Annotated in this window: 17 protein-coding genes; 9 read left to right on the plus strand and 8 right to left on the minus strand. The window is 71.2% G+C overall.

Translation table 11 applies throughout. The annotated features are described in order from the left end of the window. Nucleotides 1-31: 31 nt before the first annotated feature. Nucleotides 32-1,252, minus strand: coding sequence for a S8 family peptidase (locus ACGFIK_RS00805; RefSeq protein WP_327022109.1), 1,221 nt, complete (start codon nt 1,250-1,252; stop codon nt 32-34). A 178-nt stretch (nt 1,253-1,430) separates the two neighbouring features. On the opposite strand from ACGFIK_RS00805, the gene ACGFIK_RS00810 reads away from it, so the two are divergent. Together ACGFIK_RS00810 and dtd are read left to right on the plus strand one after the other, a co-directional pair. Continuing rightward, on the plus strand, nt 1,431-2,915 hold the full coding sequence (locus tag ACGFIK_RS00810) for a methyltransferase (protein WP_393337060.1): 1,485 nt from the start codon (nt 1,431-1,433) through the stop codon (nt 2,913-2,915). Further along, the gene (dtd, locus tag ACGFIK_RS00815; protein ID WP_393337061.1) at nt 2,915-3,337 is read left to right on the plus strand and encodes a D-aminoacyl-tRNA deacylase; all 423 of its coding nucleotides are present in this window, start codon (nt 2,915-2,917) and stop codon (nt 3,335-3,337) included. Before ACGFIK_RS00810 ends, dtd begins: the two co-directional genes overlap by 1 nt. Nucleotides 3,338-3,382: 45 nt before the next feature. Here the strand turns inward: dtd and ACGFIK_RS00820 are convergent, their stop codons facing one another. Then, nucleotides 3,383-4,171, minus strand: coding sequence for a sporulation protein (locus ACGFIK_RS00820; RefSeq protein ID WP_327027209.1), 789 nt, complete (start codon nt 4,169-4,171; stop codon nt 3,383-3,385). A 237-nt stretch (nt 4,172-4,408) separates the two neighbouring features. On the opposite strand from ACGFIK_RS00820, the gene sigB reads away from it, so the two are divergent. The 3 genes from sigB (at nt 4,409) to ACGFIK_RS00835 (ending at nt 6,124) form a co-directional block, all read left to right on the plus strand. Further along, nucleotides 4,409-5,413, plus strand: coding sequence for an RNA polymerase sigma factor SigB (sigB, locus tag ACGFIK_RS00825; RefSeq protein WP_393337064.1), 1,005 nt, complete (start codon nt 4,409-4,411; stop codon nt 5,411-5,413). Between the two features lie 65 nt (nt 5,414-5,478). Beyond that, the gene (locus ACGFIK_RS00830) at nt 5,479-5,712 is read left to right on the plus strand and encodes a hypothetical protein (protein WP_393337068.1); all 234 of its coding nucleotides are present in this window, start codon (nt 5,479-5,481) and stop codon (nt 5,710-5,712) included. A 4-nt stretch (nt 5,713-5,716) separates the two neighbouring features. Beyond that, complete coding sequence (locus tag ACGFIK_RS00835; RefSeq protein ID WP_327022114.1) at nt 5,717-6,124, plus strand: VOC family protein; 408 nt, start codon at nt 5,717-5,719, stop codon at nt 6,122-6,124. A 29-nt stretch (nt 6,125-6,153) separates the two neighbouring features. On the opposite strand, the gene ACGFIK_RS00840 is transcribed toward ACGFIK_RS00835, so the two are convergent. Genes ACGFIK_RS00840 through ACGFIK_RS00850 form a run of 3 tightly spaced genes read right to left on the minus strand, consistent with a single transcriptional unit; the run spans nt 6,154 to nt 10,825 of the window. Continuing rightward, complete coding sequence (locus tag ACGFIK_RS00840) at nt 6,154-8,709, minus strand: GNAT family N-acetyltransferase (protein WP_393337071.1); 2,556 nt, start codon at nt 8,707-8,709, stop codon at nt 6,154-6,156. Nucleotides 8,710-8,734: 25 nt separating this feature from the next. Beyond that, a complete protein-coding gene (locus ACGFIK_RS00845) occupies nt 8,735-9,916 on the minus strand; it encodes an acetoin utilization protein AcuC (RefSeq protein WP_327022116.1) in 1,182 nt (393 codons plus the stop codon). A gap of 51 nt (nt 9,917-9,967) precedes the next feature. Beyond that, nucleotides 9,968-10,825: a sulfurtransferase gene (locus tag ACGFIK_RS00850; RefSeq protein WP_327022117.1), complete on the minus strand. Its 858-nt coding sequence runs from the start codon at nt 10,823-10,825 to the stop codon at nt 9,968-9,970. 99 nt (nt 10,826-10,924) lie between these two features. Between ACGFIK_RS00850 and ACGFIK_RS00855 the strand changes: the two genes are divergently transcribed. After that, a complete protein-coding gene (locus ACGFIK_RS00855) occupies nt 10,925-11,614 on the plus strand; it encodes a metal-dependent transcriptional regulator (protein WP_327022118.1) in 690 nt (229 codons plus the stop codon). 9 nt (nt 11,615-11,623) lie between these two features. On the opposite strand, the gene ACGFIK_RS00860 is transcribed toward ACGFIK_RS00855, so the two are convergent. Next, on the minus strand, nt 11,624-11,863 hold the full coding sequence (locus tag ACGFIK_RS00860; RefSeq protein WP_327022119.1) for a DUF5522 domain-containing protein: 240 nt from the start codon (nt 11,861-11,863) through the stop codon (nt 11,624-11,626). A gap of 163 nt (nt 11,864-12,026) precedes the next feature. Here ACGFIK_RS00860 and ACGFIK_RS00865 point away from each other — a divergent pair, with 163 nt between their 5' ends. Both ACGFIK_RS00865 and ACGFIK_RS00870 read left to right on the plus strand, forming a co-directional pair. Then, the gene (locus ACGFIK_RS00865) at nt 12,027-12,368 is read left to right on the plus strand and encodes a YciI family protein (RefSeq protein ID WP_327022120.1); all 342 of its coding nucleotides are present in this window, start codon (nt 12,027-12,029) and stop codon (nt 12,366-12,368) included. 116 nt (nt 12,369-12,484) lie between these two features. Further along, nucleotides 12,485-13,732, plus strand: coding sequence for an RNA polymerase sigma factor (locus ACGFIK_RS00870; RefSeq protein ID WP_393337653.1), 1,248 nt, complete (start codon nt 12,485-12,487; stop codon nt 13,730-13,732). A gap of 226 nt (nt 13,733-13,958) precedes the next feature. Here ACGFIK_RS00870 and ACGFIK_RS00875 read toward each other — a convergent pair whose 3' ends face one another. Both ACGFIK_RS00875 and nrdR read right to left on the minus strand, forming a co-directional pair. Then, complete coding sequence (locus tag ACGFIK_RS00875; protein WP_327022121.1) at nt 13,959-16,838, minus strand: vitamin B12-dependent ribonucleotide reductase; 2,880 nt, start codon at nt 16,836-16,838, stop codon at nt 13,959-13,961. 63 nt (nt 16,839-16,901) lie between these two features. Continuing rightward, on the minus strand, nt 16,902-17,402 hold the full coding sequence (nrdR, locus tag ACGFIK_RS00880; RefSeq protein ID WP_327022122.1) for a transcriptional regulator NrdR: 501 nt from the start codon (nt 17,400-17,402) through the stop codon (nt 16,902-16,904). A 563-nt stretch (nt 17,403-17,965) separates the two neighbouring features. On the opposite strand from nrdR, the gene lexA reads away from it, so the two are divergent. Next, on the plus strand, nt 17,966-18,748 hold the full coding sequence (gene lexA, locus ACGFIK_RS00885) for a transcriptional repressor LexA (protein WP_327022123.1): 783 nt from the start codon (nt 17,966-17,968) through the stop codon (nt 18,746-18,748). The last annotated feature ends 56 nt before the right edge of the window (nt 18,749-18,804 follow it).

Genomic DNA, 18,804 nt, shown 5'->3' on the forward strand with positions numbered 1-18,804 from the left:
GGTGATCCACCGGGCCGGTCTCAGCTGAGGATCAGTTGACCACGTACAGCAGGCGGTTCGGGGAGCCGCTGCCCGGGCTGGTCACCACGCCGGTGGTGGCGTTGTTGACCAGGTAGGTCTTGATCTGGGCAGGGGTCCAGGAGGGGTTGGCCGACAGGACCAGGGCGGCGGCGCCGGCCACGTGCGGCGCGGCCATCGAGGTGCCGCTCAGGGTGCTGGTGGCGGTGTTGCTGGTGTGGTACGCCGACAGCACGCTGGAGCCCGGGGCGAAGATGTGCACGCAGGAGCCGTAGTTGGAGAAGGACGACCGGGCGTCCGTGCTGGTCGTCGAGCCGACCGTGATCGCGGTCGAGGTACGGGCCGGCGAGGAGTTGCAGGCGTTGGCGTTCGAGTTGCCGGCTGCCACGGCGTAGCTGATGCCGGCGCGGATCGAGTTGGCCACCGCGTTGTCGAGGGTGCTGCTGACCCCTCCGCCGAGGCTCATGTTGGCCACGGCCGGCTTCACCGCGTTGGCGGTCACCCAGTTCACGCCGTTGATCACACCGGTGGTGGTGCCGCTGCCGGAGCAGTTGAGCACCTTGACCGCGATCAGGCGGACCCCCTTGGCGACACCGTAGGTCGAGCCGCCGACCGTGCCGGCGACGTGGGTGCCGTGGCCGTTGCAGTCGGTGTTGTTGCTGTCCACCGTGTTGGTGCCCCAGGTGGCGCGGCCACCGAACTGGCCGTGGGTGGTCCGGATGCCGGTGTCGATGATGTACGCCCGCACGTTGGTGGCCGTGTTCGGGTAGGTGAAGGTGCCGCTCAGCGGACGGTTACGCTGGTCGATGCGGTCCAGGCCCCAGGTCGGGTTGGTCTGGGTGGCCGCCAGGGTGATCTTCTGGTCCTGCTCCACGTACTCCACCGCCGGGTTGGCGGCCAGCCGGGCGGCCTGGGCGGCGGTCATCTTGACGGAGAAGCCGGTCAGCGCGGCGCTGAACACGTCGGAGACACTGCCCCCGTACCGCTTGACCAGGGCGCTGGCCCGGTCCGGGACGGCGGCCCGGGCGGCCGACGAGCCGGCGGTGCCGACCGCGTCAGAGCGAAGAACGACAAGGTAACTTCCGCTGATCGCGTTCGACGCGCCGGCACCGCGGATCTCGCCGGTGGGTGCGGCTACCGCAGCGGTGGTGGTGGCCGCGGAGACGGCCGCCGCGGTGGCGACGACGGCGAACGCCCGGATGAGGCTGCGCCGCGCGGGGGACCCTGAGGACATCGTCTTGCCTCCCTTACCTGGGCAGCCGACCGGGTTCTGGCCGGACGACCCGCCCGTGGATTGAGTTGCAGGAGATGCTAGCGCTAGATCGATGGATATAACAGAGATGTGCATCGATTGACTTCAGATGTCACGGGTGCTAGCAGTAGAGGGCGGTGCGACCAGGCAGGATGACAGGGTGGACGGACACGACATGCTGCTCTCCCCCGCCGGCGTCGACGCCCTGCGGACCGCGCTGACCAACGCCGGCTTCACCGCCAACGGCATCGCCGCCCGGCTCGGCTCGACGGCGACCGGTGGGGTGGCCCGCAACGACTTCCGAGCCGCGCTGCGCGCCACCACCGACCGGGATCCGCTCGCCACCCTGATCCGGATGTTCATCTGCGAGCAGACCGAGCCGGAGGCCGCCGTCGCGGCGGCCCTGGCCCCGCTGTCGATCGCCGAGGCGCTGGAGGCCGGACTGGTCGAACGGCACGGCGAGGGTCTGCGGATGGGCCTGGACCTGGAACCGTACGAGGACGACTGGTGGGTGCTGGCGGACGTGCCGGCCAGCGCCCGCCCCGGCCGCCCGCTGCACGCCGAACACGTGCTCGGCATCGGCGGGGCCACCCAGACCATGATCGGCGCCGCCGTCCGACGGCCGGTGGAGACCGCCCTGGATCTGGGCACCGGCTCCGGGGTGCAGGCCCTGCACCTGAGCACCCACGCCCGGCGGGTCACCGCCACGGACGTCTCCCGGCGGGCCCTGCGCTTCGCCGCCACCACCGCGGCCCTCAACGGCCAGGACTGGGAGCTGCTGCGCGGGGACATGGTGGCGCCGGTGGCCGGGCGCCGCTTCGACCTGGTGGTGAGCAACCCGCCCTTCGTGGTCGGGCCGGGCATCACCACCCACGTGTACCGCGACTCCGGCCGGGTGGGTGACGCGATCGGCGCCGAGCTGGCCGCCGCCGCGCCGGGCCTGCTCACCGAGGGCGGCACCATGCAGTACCTGGCCAACTGGGTGCACGTCACCGGCGAGGACTGGGCGGAGCGGGTGACCGGCTGGTTCGCCGACACCGGGCTGGACGCCTGGGTCATCCAGCGCGAGGTGGCCGACCCGATGGCGTACGTCAACCTGTGGCTCACCGACGTCGGTGAGGTAGCCGACCCCCAGCGGATGGCGGACTGGCTGGACTGGTTCGACGCGCACAAGGTGGAGGCGATCGGCTTCGGCATCGTCTCGCTGCGACGAAGTGGCCACGACGACCCGGTCGTACGGGTCGAGGATCTGCGCCAGCGGGTGCAGTCGCCCCTGGGTGAGCGCATCGCCACCTGGTTCGACCGGCAGGACTGGCTGCGGCAGCAGGGCACCGAGGGCCTGCTGGCCGCCCGCTACCGCGCCGCCGAGGGGCTGCGGCTGCACCAGGAGGCCACCATGGGCGAGGAGGGCTGGGGGGTGGATCGTCAGGTCCTGACCATGCCGCGCGGGCTGCGCTGGAGCGAGGAGATCGACCCCCTGGTGCTGGCCCTGGTCGGCGGGGCCGACGGGCGGCTACCGCTGCGGGACCAGCTCGCCCTGCTCGCCGTGGCGCACGACGTCGCCGTCGAGGAGTTGGCCGAGGCCGCCGGCCCAATCGTGGCGCACCTGGTGGAGCGGGGCTTCATCGAGCCGGTGGCGGCCTAGTGCGCGCGGTGGTGCAGACCGTCGGACGGGCCAGCGTCACGGTCGACGGCGAGGTGGTCGGTGCGATCACCGACGGGCTGCTGGTGCTGGTCGGGGTGACCCACACCGACACCCTGGAAATTGCCCGAACGATGGCCCGCAAGGTGCATGAGCTGCGGATCCTCGACGAGGAACGCTCCGCCGCCGAGGTCGCCGCCCCGATCCTGGTGGTCAGCCAGTTCACCCTGTACGGCGACGCCCGCAAGGGGCGCCGCCCCTCCTGGACGGCTGCGGCCCCGGCCGAGGTGGCCGAGCCCCTGGTGGAGGCGGTCGTCGAGGCGCTGCGTCAGCGTGGCGCCCAGGTCCACACCGGTCGCTTCCGGGCGCACATGCTGGTGGAGAGCGTCAACGTCGGCCCCCGCACCATCCTGCTCGACCTCTGACGACCGGGCCGCCCTCATCCGGGGCGGTGGGGGCGGCCCGGGAGATCAGCCGAAGAGTCCTCGGCGTCGCAGGGACTGCCGCAGCCAGCCGTCGAGTTGGGCGGCCCAGTCGGTCTGGTCCAGGGTCGCGTGGTCCATGGTGAACCGGCCGAAGACGTCCCTACCCTCGGTGAACAGCCCGCCGCGCTTGTCCAGTTCCAACACCACCTGCACCTGTCGGGGGTCGGCGATGAAGGTGACCTCCAGTTGGTTCATCGCGCCGGCGTACTGCGGGGCCGGATAGAACTCGATCTCCTGGTAGAACGGCAGGGTCTGGTGCACGCCGTAGATGTGCCCCCGTTCCAGGTCGGCCCGGGCGAACCGGAAACCCAACCGCAGCAACGCCTCCAGCAGCCGCTCCTGGGCCGGCAGGGGGTGCACCGCCACCGCGTCCAGGTCGCTGGAGTCGACGGCCCGGGCCACCTCCAGCTCCGTACGCAGCCCCATGGTCATCCCGGTCAGGTGCCGTCCGTACAGTTCGGTCACCGGGGTTTCCCAGGGCACCTCGAAGCGGAACGGGATGTCGTGCCGTTGTCCGGCTTCCAGCCGGAAGGCCCCGGTGACGTGCTGCCGGTGGAACTCCTGGTTGGTCGAGTACTCGCTGTCACCGCTCTCCACCTCGACCCGGGTCTGCAACCCCAGCGCCACGTACGAGATGTCCACCGGGTGGTCGCCGCCGCCGACCGTGACGGTGCCCTCCAGTTGGCCTCCCGGCCGACAGTTCGGATTCGCCAACACCGTCTGCACCGTGGGACCACCGACTCCCATCGCCTGCATGAGTCGCTTGAAGACCACCGTTGCCTCCGTCACTCGAACGTCTCTGTCCCACCTCGGCAGACCACCTGGTCGGCCCGACCGCAGGCACGGTAACCGGAGTGAGCAACCCGAACCGGGCGAATCAACCGATCCGACCGATGTGGTGCTGTCAGGTTCTCGATCGCCTCACTCCCGTTTTACGCCCCGACCGCCAAGCTGTGTGTCACCGGCAGAACTGGCCACGCAACACCGCACGGACGAAACGGGGAGACGGAGATGGGTCTGCAGATGATGGAGCACCAGACGCGCGTCGGCATCGAGGCCGAGCCCGGCATCGACACCCTGACCGACCTGGACGCCACCGACGAGCGCGGCGTCTCCACCGACCTGGTCCGCGCCTACCTCAACGGCATCGGCCGCACCAAGCTGCTCACCGCCGCCCAGGAGGTCGATCTGGCGAAGCGCATCGAGGCCGGGCTCTTCGCCGAGGAGAAGCTGAGCACCTGCACTCCGGTCTCCGCCGAGCTGCGCGCCGACCTTACGGTGGTCGTGCAGGAGGGGCAGGCCGCGAAGAACCACCTGCTGGAGGCCAACCTCCGCCTGGTGGTCAGCATCGCGAAGCGGTACACCGGTCGCGGCATGGCCTTCCTCGACCTCATCCAGGAAGGCAACCTCGGCCTCATCCGCGCCGTCGAGAAGTTCGACTACACCAAGGGCTACAAGTTCTCCACCTACGCCACCTGGTGGATCCGACAGGCCATCACCCGCGCCATGGCCGACCAGGCCCGCACCATCCGCATCCCGGTCCACATGGTCGAGCAGGTCAACCGGATGGTCAGGGCCCGCCGCGAGCTGGCGGTGTCGCTGGGCCGCGAACCCACCGTCGCCGAGATCGCCCGGGCCCTCGACGTGCCCGAGTTCCAGGTGATCGAGCTGATCTCGTACGACCGGGAGCCGGTGAGTCTGGACCAGACCGTCGGCGAGGACGGTGAGAGTGCCCTGGGTGACTTCGTCGCCGCCGTCGACCCCATGGTCGCCGACGAAGCCGGCCAGGGCGAGCTACGCAACGAGGTGAGCATCGTGCTGGCCACCCTGTCCCAGCGTGAGCAGGCGGTGATCCGCCTGCGGTTCGGGCTCGACGACGGCCGCCAGCGCACCCTGGACGAGGTCGGCCGGGAGTTCGGCCTGTCCCGCGAGCGGATCCGGCAGATCGAGAAGGTGACGCTGCTCAAGCTGCGGGCCCCGGAGCGGGCCCAGCGGCTGGAGGCGTACGCCTGCTGAGCGGGTGAGGTGAACTGCGATGTCGGCCCCGGTGCTTTCGCCGGGGCCGACATCGTCGTGTCGGCTTGACCCAGCCCCGCCGGCTGGTCTACACCGAACTGTTCGACGATCAGTCGTACCCCGGGGAGACCGTGGTCGACCACGACTTCACCGAGCTGGCCGGGCGCACCACGGTGACCACCACGCTGCGCTTCGCCACCCCGGCGGGCGGGCCACGGTCCTGCGCTACCCGATGGCCCGCGGCGTCACCGAGAGCTACATCCGACTCGCCGAACTGCTGGCGACAACACTGGGAGTGAAGCCGTGAACTGGACACTGGAAGTGGTCGTCGTACCGGTCTCGGACCTCGACCGGGCCAAGGCCTTCTACGCCGACCAACTCGGTTTCACGGTCGACCACGACACCGTCATCAACGACGACATCCGGCTGGTGCAGTTGACCCCGCCGGGCTCCGGCTGCTCGATAGTGATCGGCAAGGGCGCGGTGCCGCAGATGCCGCCGGGGTCGCTGAAGGGACTCCAGCTCGTCGTACCGGACCTGCACAAGGCGCGGACCCAACTACTCGAACGCGGCGTCGAGGTCAGCGAGATCCAGGTGCTGGGCGAGAACCCGCACCCGGTGCCGGACCCGCTGGACAATGTCGGCTTCATCCACTTCGCGGACCCGGACGGTAACGCCTGGGCGGTGCAACAGATTTCCAGCCGGGCCTGATCGATCGCGGGTGCCGCCGCGCCGCCGCTTCACAGTCGACGGGGGCCAGTGTCGGGGCGGGCTACCGCGGAGCCCACCCCGACACTGGCGTGCAGCACCGACAAACCGTCCGGCCGGGCCAGTACCGGGTTCAGGGTCAGGGAACGGACCCGGGGCTGTTCGTCCGCCAACCGTCCGACCCGCAACAGCAGGTCGATCAGGGCCCCCCGGTCCACCGGATCGGCTCCCCGGTGCCCGTGCAGCAGGGGTGCCGCGCGCGGCGCGTCCACCAGTTCGGCGGCGTCACGGTCGGTCAGCGGGACAGCCCGCCAGGCCCGGTCGCCGAGCAACTCGGTGGCGACCCCACCCAGCCCGAAACCGACCACCGGACCGAAGGCCGGATCCTCCACCACCTCGACCACACAGGCCACCCCGGGCGGGACCATCGGTTGCACCAGCACCTGGTTGCCGAAGGTCGTCGCCAGTTCCGCATAGGTGCGGCGCACGGTGGCGGGGTCGGCCAGATCCAGCCGTACCGCGCCGAGATCGAGGCGGTGCCGCAGACCGGCGGCGGCGGCCTTCAGGGCCACCGGGAAGCCGAGCCGGGTCGCCGCCTCGACCGCCTCCCCGGCCGAATCGGCCGGCACGGACTCGATCACCTCGATGCCGTACGCGGCGAGCAGGGCCGCGCTGTCGGCTCCGTCCCCGCGCAACGCCGCCTGCACCGCCTGGGGGTCGACGTCGGACAGTTCGGGCAGCACCCCGGGGGGTCGGCGCAGCCAGTCGGCGTACGCGGTGACCCGGGCCAGGGCGCGGACGGCCTCCTCCACACTCGGGTAGGCGGGCACTCCGGCCGGGGTCCGGCCGACCAGGAAGGTCGCCACCGCAGGCTTGTCGGCGGTCAACGCCACCGGCAGGGTGGCCGCGAAGTCCGCCTCGGTGCCGGTCAGCTGGCCAGGCAGGGGTGGGGCGAAGAGTGCCACCAGGGCGTCGACGTTCTCGTCCTGCGCGGCGGCGGCCAGCGCCTCGGCGAAGTCGAAGGCGCTGGCCCGTGGACCGACGTCCCGGGGGTAGCCCACCGCGACGGTCAGCCCGGCGGCCATACAGGCGGTCGCCGCCAGCCCGGTCAACGCCGAGGAGTTGCCGACGATGCCCACCCGGTCACCGGCCGGCAGCGGCTGGTTGGCCAGCAGCACCCCGACATCGAGCAACTCGGCCACGGTGTCCACCCGGATCACCCCGGACTGGGCGAACAGGGCGCTGACGGCCGCCTCGTCCGGGCCCACGGAGTCCCCCACCCCGGGTGGGCGGGCCGGGGAGGCCAACGCCACCACCGGCTTGTCCCGGCCGATGCGCCGGGCCAGCCGGGCGAACTTGCGCGGGTTACCGAAGGTCTCCAGGTACAGCATGATCACGTCGGTGGCCGGGTCGTCCTGCCAGTACTGCAACAGGTCGTTGCCGGACACGTCGGCCCGGTTACCGGCCGACACGAAGCTGGACAAACCCAGGCCACGTCGATCCGCCTCGGCCAGCAGCGCCACCCCGAAGGCACCGGACTGACTGAAGATGCCGACCCGGCCGGGCACCGGCAGGCGGGGGGCCAGGGTGGCGTTGAGGCGTACGGTCGGGTCGGTGTTGGCCACCCCCAGGCAGTTCGGGCCGATCACCCGCATGCCCGCCGCGTGGGCCGCCCGGACCAGGGTCCGTTGCGCGGCCGCACCCTGCACCCCGGCCTCGGCGAAGCCGGCGGAGATGACCACCAGGCCGTGCACCCCGGCCTTGGCCGCGTCCGCGACCACCTCGGAGGCGGACTCCGGTGGCACGGCCACCACCGCCAGATCCACCGGCAGCCCCGCGTCGGCCGCCGAGGGGTACGCGGGCAGCCCGGCGACCCGGGTCGCGTGGGGATGCACCGGCACCACCGAGCCGGTGAAGCCCCCGTCCCGCAGGTGCCCGAGTACGGCCGCGCCGACCCCCTGGCCGGTCGCGCTGGCCCCGTAGACGGCCACACCCCGGGGGGCCAGCAGCCGGGCGATGGAGCGGGCCTCGGTCCGCTGCTCCCGGCCGCGCTGCACCTCCAGGGTCGCCTCGGTGGGAGCGATCGGGAAGGTCAGGTGCACCACCCCGTCGGCGAACTGCTGCTGCACCTGGTAGCCGAAGTCGGCGAAGACCCGCAACATGGCGCCGTTGGCCGGCAGCACCTCGGCGACGAAGTTGACGATGCCGGCCCGGCGGGCGGCGTCGGCCAGGTGTTCCAGCAGCACCGAGCCGATCCCCCGCCCCTGGTAGGCGTCCTCCACCACGAAGGCCACCTCGGCGTCGGGTGCGGCCGGGCCGAGCCGCTCGTAGCGGCCGACCGCGACGATCCGCTCGCCGGCCAGCACCACGAAGGCCTCCCGGTCTACATGGTCGACGTTGACGAACCGCTGGAGGTCCCGCTCGGGAATGCGGGGGTACGGCGAGAAGTAGCGCAGGTACCGGGTGCGCTCGGAGAACCGGGCGTGCATGGCGACGATCGCCGGGGCGTCCGACGGTTGGATCGGTCGCAACTGGACCGTTGCGCCATCGCTGAGCAGGACGTCGATGGCATGTTCTGCTGTGGTCACCTCGGGCGGCCCTCCCCTGGCCGACTCAGTCGCGCGGATCGTGCGGGTCGAGGCCGAGCAACGGGAAGACCGCCTTGCGGGTCGCCGCGATCGCCCGGTCCACCGGGTTCGGCTCGCCGGTGGGCTGCCACGGCTCGTACCCCGGATCGACGTCGTCGGTCATCCGCACCGGCACCTCCGTGCCGGGCCGACGCTGGGCGGCCAACGCCCGCCAGGCCGGCGGGGTCAGGGTGGCCGGGTCCAGCGGCGCCCCGGTGGCCACCGCCAGCAGGTGGGTCCAGGCCCGGGGCACCACCTCCACCAGGGCGTACCCGCCGCCACCGGTGGCCACCCAGCGCCCCTCGCACAGTTCGTCGGCGAGGGCCCGCAGGGCCAGGTAGGTGGCCCGCTGACCGTCGACGGACAGATGCAGGTCGGCCAGGGGATCGCTGCGGTGGGCGTCCGCGCCGCACTGGGTGAACAGCAACTGGGGGCGGAAGGCCCGCAGCACCGACGGCACGATCGCGTGGAAGGCGCGCTGCCAACCGGCGTCGGAGACACCGGGCGGCAACGGGACGTTGACCGCGGTGCCCTCGGCGCCCGGGCCGCCGGTCTCGTCGGGAAAGCCGGTGCCGGGGAACAGCGCCAGCGGGGTTTCGTGCAGGCTGACGGTCAGCACCCGGGGGTCGTCCCAGAAGATCTGCTGCACCCCGTCGCCGTGATGCACATCGACATCGACGTACGCGATCCGCTGGGCACCGAGGTCGAGCAGGCGGGCGATGGCCACCGCCGGGTCGTTGTAGACACAGAACCCGGCGGCCCGGCCGGCCATGGCGTGGTGCAGGCCGCCGGCCACGTTGACCGCCCGGCGGGCCTGCCCCCACCACACCGCCTCGGCCGCGGCCACCGAGGCGCCCGCGATCAACGCGCTGGCCTCGTGCATCCGGTCGAAGATGGGATTGTCCGAGGTGCCCAGGCCGAAGCCGGAGAAGTACGGTTCGCGGGGGGCCATCCGGACCGCGTCCAGGTAACGCTGGTCGTGCACCCGGGTGAGCAGCGCCTCGTCGGCCGGCCACGGCCGGACCAGCCGTACCCCGGGCCGTTGCAGCACACCCAGTTCCCGGGCCAGTGCGATGGTCAACTCCACCCGCACCGGGTCAAGCGGGTGGTCACCGAGGTCGTAGGCGAGCAGGGACTCGTCCCACACCACCACCGTGTCTTCGGACATCTGACCATGGTCGCACGCAACCAGCCGGGCGTCAGGGGTCGGCAGGCACGGTCAGGGGCCCGACGGTGGGGTGACCGCGACCGGCCGTTGTGGGTCGGCCACCCAGTTGCTCCAGGAGCCGACATAGAGCGCGGCGTCCGGTCGACCGGCCAGATGCAGCGCCAGCACGGCCTGCGCGGCCGTCACCCCGGAGCCGCAGTACGCCCCGACCGGCGCGCTGGGACTCACCCCGGCGGCGATGAACCGGTCGCGCAGGGCCGCAGCAGCGCCGAACCGCCCCTCGGTGACGTACTCCGGGGCGGGCAGGTTGACCGCACCGGGCACATGCCCGGCGACCGGGTCGATCGGTTCATGCTCGCCCCGGTACCGGGGGGCGGCACGCACATCGAGCAGGACCCCCTCGTCGGCCGCGGCCAGTCGGGCGGCGCCGACCGCGTCCAGCACCGGCAACGCCCCCGGCGTGAGAGTCACGTCCCCCGGCGCCGGGTCCGGCTCGTCGGTGCTGACCGGCAGACCGGCCGCCGACCAGGCCGGGAAGCCGCCGTGCAGGACGCGTACCGGACGGTGTCCGGCCCACCGCAGGGTCCACCAGGCCCGGGCCGCGGCCATGCCGTCACCGCCGTCGTACACCACCACCGGGTGACCGGCCCGCACCCCGGCGGCCCGCAGCGCGGACTGCAACGCGGCCGGGTCGGGCAGGGGGTGGCGACCGGCCGGTCCCGGCGGACCGCACAGGGCGGTGTCCAGGTCGACGAAGACCGCGGTCGGCAGGTGTCCCGCCGCGTAGTCGGCCCGGCCGGGCGGACCGGTCAGCCGCCAGCGGACGTCGAGCAGGGTGGGCGGGTCGACCGCGGCAAGTTCGGCGGCGAGTTGCTCCGCCTCCACCAGAAGATCATCGGTAGCGGACATGTCGCCCAGTCAACACCATCGGTGAGCCTGGCTGCGGTTCGGCGACAGGTGTCGAAGGTGCGGCAGGGTACCATCGATCGTTGGAGGGCCGCTGACACCATGAAGTCTCACGACCTGGTCGATACGACCGAAATGTACCTGCGTACGATCCTCGAACTCGAGGAAGAGGGTGTACCGCCGCTGCGCGCCCGGATCGCCGAACGGTTGCGCCAGAGCGGCCCCACCGTCAGCCAGACCGTCGCCCGGATGGAGCGCGACGGCCTGCTCACCGTCGAGGGCGACCGCCATCTCAGCCTCACCCCGCTGGGCCGCAGCACGGCCGTCTCGGTGATGCGCAAGCATCGGCTCGCCGAACTGCTGCTGGTCAACATCATCGGGATGCCCTACGAGGAGGCCCACGAGGAGGCCTGCCGCTGGGAGCACGTGATGAGCGACGCGGTCGAGAAGCGGGTCTACGACCTGCTGAACCGGCCTACCCGGTCGCCGTACGGCAACCCCATCCCCGGCCTGGAGGATCTCGGCTCACCGGGCGAGACCGAGCCGGAGCCGGTCGAGGGCGAGCGGAACCTGGCCTTCCCGGGCCTGACCGGGCAGGTGGTCGTCCGGCGGATCTGCGAGAGCGTGCAGACCGACGCGGAGGTGCTCCGGCAGTTGCACGCCGCCGGGGTGGACCCCGGTGCCACCGTCACGGTGGCCCAGGAACGCGACGGGGTCTCCATCGACCGTTCCGGAGAGATCATCCGGCTGCCCCGTGAGGTGGCCTCCCGGGTGTTCGTCGCCGCAGCCTGAGGCCGGCCCTCAGGTCACGTACGGACAGTGCCGGCAGCCCCGGCCGCAGCAGGTGCTTCGCCGGGCCAGAAAGCCGGCGGTGAGTACGAACAGGCCGGTGGCCGGGTCCGGGTACCCGGCGTCACCGGCGGCCAGGGCGGCGGCGTGGGCGGCCAGGATCCGCTCCCGCTCCGGATGCTCCGGCGACAGCCGGGACGGATGCGGTTCGGTCAGGGGTCGCCCCGCCAAGGGCCGTCGCTCTCCGCTCACCGCGGCAGTCTAGGCAGCCGTACCCGATGCGCTGACCAGCGTGGCGCTGCCCTGTCGAGCTGAACGCGTGGGTGGATCGGTGGAGATCTTTCCACCCGGACCGATTCGCGCTGGCCTCCCGCGCGGGTTACGCCGAGGATGAACAGCGATCCAAGGAGGACCCATGCCCCAGTACGCAGTACTGATCTACTCGCCGGCACCGGCCGACCCGATGGAGCTGACCCCCGACTACGTAGCGTTACTCGAACAGTATCCGGCGAAGGTGACCGAGTTGGGCGGGCAGATCCTCACCGGCTTCGCGCTGCAACCGAGCACCACCGCCGCCGCGGTACGCGGAGACCTCGTCACCGACGGCCCCTTCATCGAGGCCAAGGAGGTCGTCGCCGGATTCTTCGTGCTGGAGGCGCCCGACCGGGAGACGGCACTGAAGATCGCCAAGCTGAACCCGGCCACCATCCACGGCGGGGTGGAGGTCCGGCCCCTGTTCATCGCCCCGACGGAGTGAACGACCGCGCGGAACCCGCCGGGTCCGGCAGTGCCGCGCTACCGGGAGCGGTCGGCGCCACCCCGCGCGATCCCACCGGCGCCGCGCCGGGCGATCTCAGCGCCGCCGGTCAGGCACTGGTCGAGGCGCATCGCCGGGAGTGGGTCTTCGTGCTCGCCGCCACCGCCCGGGTCGCCGGTGACCTGGACCTGGCCGAGGAATGCGTCCAGGAGGCGTACGTCGCCGCACTGGGCACCTGGACCAGGGACGGCGTACCGGACAAGCCCGGTGCCTGGCTGACCGCCATCGCCCGCCGCAGGGCCCTCGACGTACTGCGCCGACGGCAGGTGTTGCGCACCAAGCTCCCGTTGCTCGTGGAGCCGGAGGCGGTCGAGCCGGAGGCGGTCGAGCCGGAGGCGGTCGAGCCGGAGACGCCCGACGAGGTAGCCGTACCGGACGATCGGCTGCGGCTGGTCTTCACCTGCTGTCATCCGGCGCTCGCCCGGGAGGCGCAGGTGGCCCTCACCCTGCGTCTGGTCTGCGGGGTCAGCACCCTCGACATCGCCCGGGCCTTCCTGGTCTCCGAGTCGACCATGGCGGCCCGACTCACCCGGGCCAAGAAGAAGATCTCAGCGGCCCGGATCCCTTACCGGGTACCGGACTCCGCCGAACTGCCCGAACGGCTGGACGCGGTGCTCACCGTCGTACACCTGCTCTTCACCACCGGGCACACCGCGCCGACCGGCGGCGACCTGGTCCGCGCCGACCTGGTGGACCGGGCCCTGCACCTGGCCCGGATGCTGCGGGAGTTGATGCCCCAGGAGCCCGAGGTGGGCGGGCTGCTCGCCCTGCTGTTGCTCACCGACGCCCGCCGGGCCACCCGCACCGACGACCAGGGCCGGCTGCTACGACTGGAGGACCAGGACCGTTCCCGCTGGGACCGGAGCGCCATCGGTACGGGTCATGGCCTGGTGGTCGAAGCCCTGCGCACCGGACGGGCGGGCCGGTACGCGCTGCAGGCCGCCATCGCCTCGCTGCACGCCCACGCGCCCAGCTACGCCGCGACCGACTGGCCGCAGATCCTCCGGCTCTACGACGCGCTGCTGGCCCGCTGGCCCTCCCCGGTGGTCGCCCTGAACCGAGCCGTGGCGGTGTCCATGGTGCAGGGGCCGGAGTCGGCCCTGGCGGAGGTGGACACCCTGGCCCGGGACCCTCGTCTGGCCGGCTACCACTATCTGCCGGCGATCCGCGCCGACCTGCTCCGCCGCCTGAACCGCCCGGCCGAAGCCGCCGACGCCTACCGCGCCGCCCTGGCCCTGACCGACAACACCGCCGAACGCACCCACCTGACCACCATGCTCACCCCCCTCCTCCCCCACCCCTGACCCACGCCCCGCGCCCCACCCCCTCGCGCCCTCACTCCCACCCCGCGATCTTGCACTTCTGGTCACCGAAAAGATCCACTATGCGGCTTTTGCCGCGACGAAAAGTGCAAGATCGACGGGGAGAAAGAGGGGTACGGGAGAGCGGGGTGTGGGAGGAGCAGGCAGGTGGGGGATGCGGCGACCGCCCGGCCTCGGGGGGCGAGGCCGGGCGGTCGGGTGTGATGGATCAGCTGCAGCCGCTGGTAGAGCCGCAGCCTTCGCAGACGTAGCAGCTGCCGGCGGGGCGCATCTTCGTGCCGCAGGTGAAGCAGAGCGGCGCGTCGGCGGCCTTGCCGATCACGGCTTCCAGCAGCTCAGTGCTGGAACCGACCGCCGGGGCCGGCTTGACCGCGGCGACCTCGGCGAGTTCCTGGGCCGGCTGGGCGATCGGCCCGGCCTTCGGCTCCTCCGGCCGGTGCTCCAGCGGGGCGGAGGCAGCCATCGCGGTCAGGTCCGTGCCGTTGGCCTCCGCCTCGGCTTCGGCCGCCAGCTGGGCGGCCCGCTCCTTGGCGGTGAAGATGCCCAGTTCGGCGCGGCGCTCGTACGGCAGGAAGTCCAGGGCCAGGCGACGGAAGATGTAGTCCATCACCGAGGCGGCCATCCGCACGTCCGGGTCGTCCGTCATGCCGGCCGGCTCGAAGCGCATGTTGGTGAACTTGCTGACGTACGTCTCCAGGGGGACGCCGTACTGCAGGCCGATGGAGATGGCCACCGAGAAGGCGTCCATCACCCCGGCCAGGGTGGAACCCTGCTTGGACATCTTGAGGAAGACCTCGCCCAGGCCGTCGTCCGGGTAGGAGGAGGCGGTGAGGTAGCCCTCGGCGCCACCGACCGAGAAGGAGATGGTCTCCGAGGGGCGCTTCTTCGGCAGCCGCTTGCGCACCGGGCGGTACTCCACGACCTTCTCCACCACCGGCTCGACCGCGGTGGTCGGGGCCGGCTCGGCGGCCTTGTTCGGCTTGGCCACCGACAGCGGCTGGCCCACCTTGCAGTTGTCCCGGTAGATCGCCAGGGCCTTGAGGCCGAGCTTCCAGCCCTCGAAGTAGATCTTCTCGACGTCCTCGACAGTGGCCTGCTCCGGCATGTTCACCGTCTTGGAGATGGCACCGGAGATGAACGGCTGCACCGCCGCCATCATCCGGACGTGACCCATCGGGGCGATGGACCGCTCGCCCATGGCGCAGTCGAAGACCGGGTAGTGCTCCGGCTTGAGGCCGGGGGCGTCCACCACGTGGCCGTGGTCGGCGATGTGCTCGACGATCGCCTCGACCTGCTCTTCCGGGTAGCCGAGGCTACGCAGGGCGCGCGGCACGGTCTGGTTGACGATCTGCATGGAGCCGCCGCCGACCAGCTTCTTGAACTTGACCAGCGCCAGGTCCGGCTCGACTCCGGTGGTGTCGCAGTCCATCATCAGGCCGATGGTGCCGGTCGGCGCGAGCACGCTGGCCTGCGAGTTACGCCAGCCGTTCTTGTCGCCGATCTTGTTGCCCTGGGTCCACTGCTTGGTGGCCTCGCGGACCACTGCGGTGGCCACCGTACCGCTGGGCTTGATCTGGTCGTTGGCGGCGGCGTGCTTGCGCATCACCCGCTTGTGCGGCTCGGCGTTGCGGGCGTAGCCGTCGTACGCCCCGACGATGCCGGCCAGCTCGGCCGAGCGGCGGTACGCCGTACCGGTCATCAGCGAGGTGATCGCGGCGGCCAGGGAGCGGCCCTGGTCGGAGTCGTACGGCAGGCCGGAGGCCATCAGCAGGGCACCCAGGTTGGCGTACCCGATGCCGAGCTGCCGGTACGCCCGGGTGGTCTCGCCGATCTTCTCGGTCGGGAAGTCGGCGAAGCAGATCGAGATGTCCATCGCGGTGATGACGAACTCGACCGACTTGACGAACTTCTCCACCTCGAAGCCGCCGTCGGCGCGGAGGAACTTCATCAGGTTCAGCGAGGCCAGGTTGCACGAGGAGTTGTCCAGGTGCAGGTACTCCGAGCAGGGGTTGGAGGCGGTGATCCGACCGGTCTCCGGGCAGGTGTGCCAGTCGTTGATGGTGTCGTCGTACTGCAGGCCGGGGTCGGCGCACTCCCAGGCGGCCTGGGAGATGGTGCGGAACAGCTTCTTAGCGTCGATGGTCTCGATGGTCTGCCCGTCGAGCCGACCCCGCAGGTCGAAGCCGCCGCCGTTCTCCACCGCGGTCATGAACTCGTCGGAGACCCGGACCGAGTTGTTGGCGTTCTGGTACTGCACGCTGACGATGTCGGCGCCGCCCAGGTCCATGTCGAACCCGGCGTCGCGCAGGGCGCGGATCTTGTCCTCCTCCCGCGCCTTGGTGATCACGAACTCCTCGATGTCAGGGTGGTCGACATCCAGGATGACCATCTTGGCCGCCCGCCGGGTGGCGCCGCCGGACTTGATGGTGCCCGCGCTGGCGTCCGCGCCGCGCATGAAGCTGACCGGGCCGGAGGCGGTGCCACCGGAGGAGAGCAGCTCCCGGGAGGAGCGGATCCGGGAGAGGTTGACCCCGGAGCCGGAGCCACCCTTGAAGATCAGCCCTTCTTCCTTGTACCAGTCGAGGATGGAGTCCATCGAGTCGTCCACGGCCAGGATGAAACACGCGCTGACCTGCTGGGGTGAGGGCGTGCCGACGTTGAACCAGACCGGGGAGTTGAAGCTGAACACCTGGTGCAGCAGCATCCAGGTCAGCTCGTGGGCGAAGATCTCCGCGTCAGCCGGGCTGGCGAAGTAGCCGTACTCCTCCCCGGCGGTGCGGTAGGTGGTGACCACCCGGTCGATCAGCTGCCGCAGCGACCACTCCCGCTCCGGGGTGCCCACCGCGCCCCGGAAGTACTTGGTGGTCACGATGTTGGCCGCGTTGACGCTCCAGCTCTCCGGGAACTCCACCCCCCGCTGCTCGAAGTTGATCGAGCCGTCCCGCCAGTTGGTCATCACGACGTCGCGCCGCTCCCAGGCGACCTCGTCGTACGGGTGCACGCCCTCGGTGGTCCAGACCCGCTCGACCTTCAGACCCGCGCCGGCCTTGCTTCGTGCCCTGCTTGTTGTCACGCCATCCCCCGGCATCTCATCCGCCCCCTCGTCCGCGCGGCACCGCGCGATCCGACTGTCACTACCGCTGAAAAAAGTTCACTGCGCGGGGCCGGCAGCGCCGGCCGTCTCGGCCTCGGCACCCAGCCGGGCACGCGCGGCGGCCCGCAGCGTCTCGATCTCCCGCTCGAAATCGGCGAGCGAGTCGAACGACCGGTACACGCTGGCGAACCGCAGGTAGGCGACCTCGTCCAGGTCCCGCAGGGGACCCAGGATGGCCAGCCCCACCTCGTGGCTGGGGATCTCGGCGGCCCCCTTGGCCCGGATGGTCTCCTCGACCCGCTGCGCCAGCAGGGCGATCGAGTCCTCGTCGACCGGCCGGCCCTGGCAGGCCTTGCGCACCCCACCGATGATCTTCGTACGGCTGAACGGCTCGGTCACCCCGCTGCGCTTGACGACCGCGAGCACGGCCTCCTCGACCGTGGTGAACCGTTTGCCGCACTCCGGGCAGGAGCGTCGGCGACGGATCAGCTGGCCGTCGTCGGCCTCCCGCGAGTCGACCACCCGGGAGTCGGCGTGCCGGCAGTACGGACACCGCATCGCCCGACCTCCTTGATCGACAAAGGGCACGCCTACGGCCGCCTCCGGGCACGATTCAGCGCGACGAACCATCCTTCAACCGATGGCCGCCGACTGACTGTACGGGAGTGCGTTCCGTAGTCGAACCCAACCTGTAGGCGAGTTACGCCCGTGTGACTACTACATCTAGGGGTTGAACCTAGGCCGCTGGCGAACCGCGGTCAAGTTGACCGGCGTGTCCGGCGCGTCGCCTGACAGCCCACCCGACCGGCGACTCCGACGCAACCCGAGAGCCCAACGCGGCGAGGTGACGCCGGTTACCGCCCGAGGGGATCGGATCTCCGAAAAAGGCAGCGGATCGAACATCCGTTCGACCAGACGTATCATTTATCAGAACAGGCGTACGAATGTCACCGTTAGGCGTGTCGACACGCGGAGAAACCTCGTACAGATGTTTGAAAATGACTGATCTCACCTATACGGTCTGAACAGCCGGAGGTGACCATGGTCGACCTGCTGTCCGGCAGACCACCGCACGCACCACGAGCCGCCGAGGCACCCAGCGCCGACCAGGGAGGACGGACGTGACCCAGGACCGGGCCAACCGGCCACACAGCCCGCAGCAGAGCAGCGAGGCGGGGCCGCCGCCCACCCGACGCCGCAGCGTCACCCGGGCCCGGGCGGCACAGCCCGCGGTACGCCCGGTGGCCCCGGTGACCAACACCTTCCCGGACCCGGCCACCGCGGACCTCACCGCCCGGCAGCGGCGCATCCTGGACTTCATCCGTACCTGGGTGGAACGGCACGGCTACCCGCCGAGCGTGCGTGAGATCGGCGAGGCGGTCGGGCTGGTCTCCCCCTCCAGCGTCGCCTACCAGCTCAAGGAGCTGGAGAAGAAGGGCTTCCTGCGCCGGGACCCGAACCGGCCCCGGGCGGTCGACGTCCGCCCGCCCGCCGACCTCGACGACGAGTTGAGCCGCTCCCAGCGACCCACCCCGGCGTACGTGCCGATGCTCGGCCGGATCGCCGCCGGTGGGCCGATCCTCGCCGAGCAGTCGATGGAGGAGGTCTTCCCGCTGCCCCGCGAGCTGGTCGGCGAGGGCGAGGTCTTCATGCTCCAGGTCAAGGGCGACTCGATGCTCGACGCGGCCATCTGCGACGGCGACTGGGTGGTGGTCCGGCAGCAGCCGACCGCCGACTCCGGGGAGATCGTCGCCGCCATGCTGGACGGCGAGGCGACCGTGAAGACCTACCGGCGCCGCGACGGTCACGTCTGGCTGATGCCGCAGAACCCGGCATTCGACCCCATTCCCGGCGACGACGCCACCATCATGGGCCGGGTGGTGGCGGTGCTGCGCCGGATCTGACCGGCACCCACCAGCCTCAGCTCGACGGACGGTGCCCAGGGAAGTACCTGGGCACC

Source organism: Micromonospora sp. NPDC048871 (genome assembly GCF_043198155.1).
In the GTDB taxonomy this organism is placed as follows: Bacteria; Actinomycetota; Actinomycetes; order Mycobacteriales; family Micromonosporaceae; genus Micromonospora.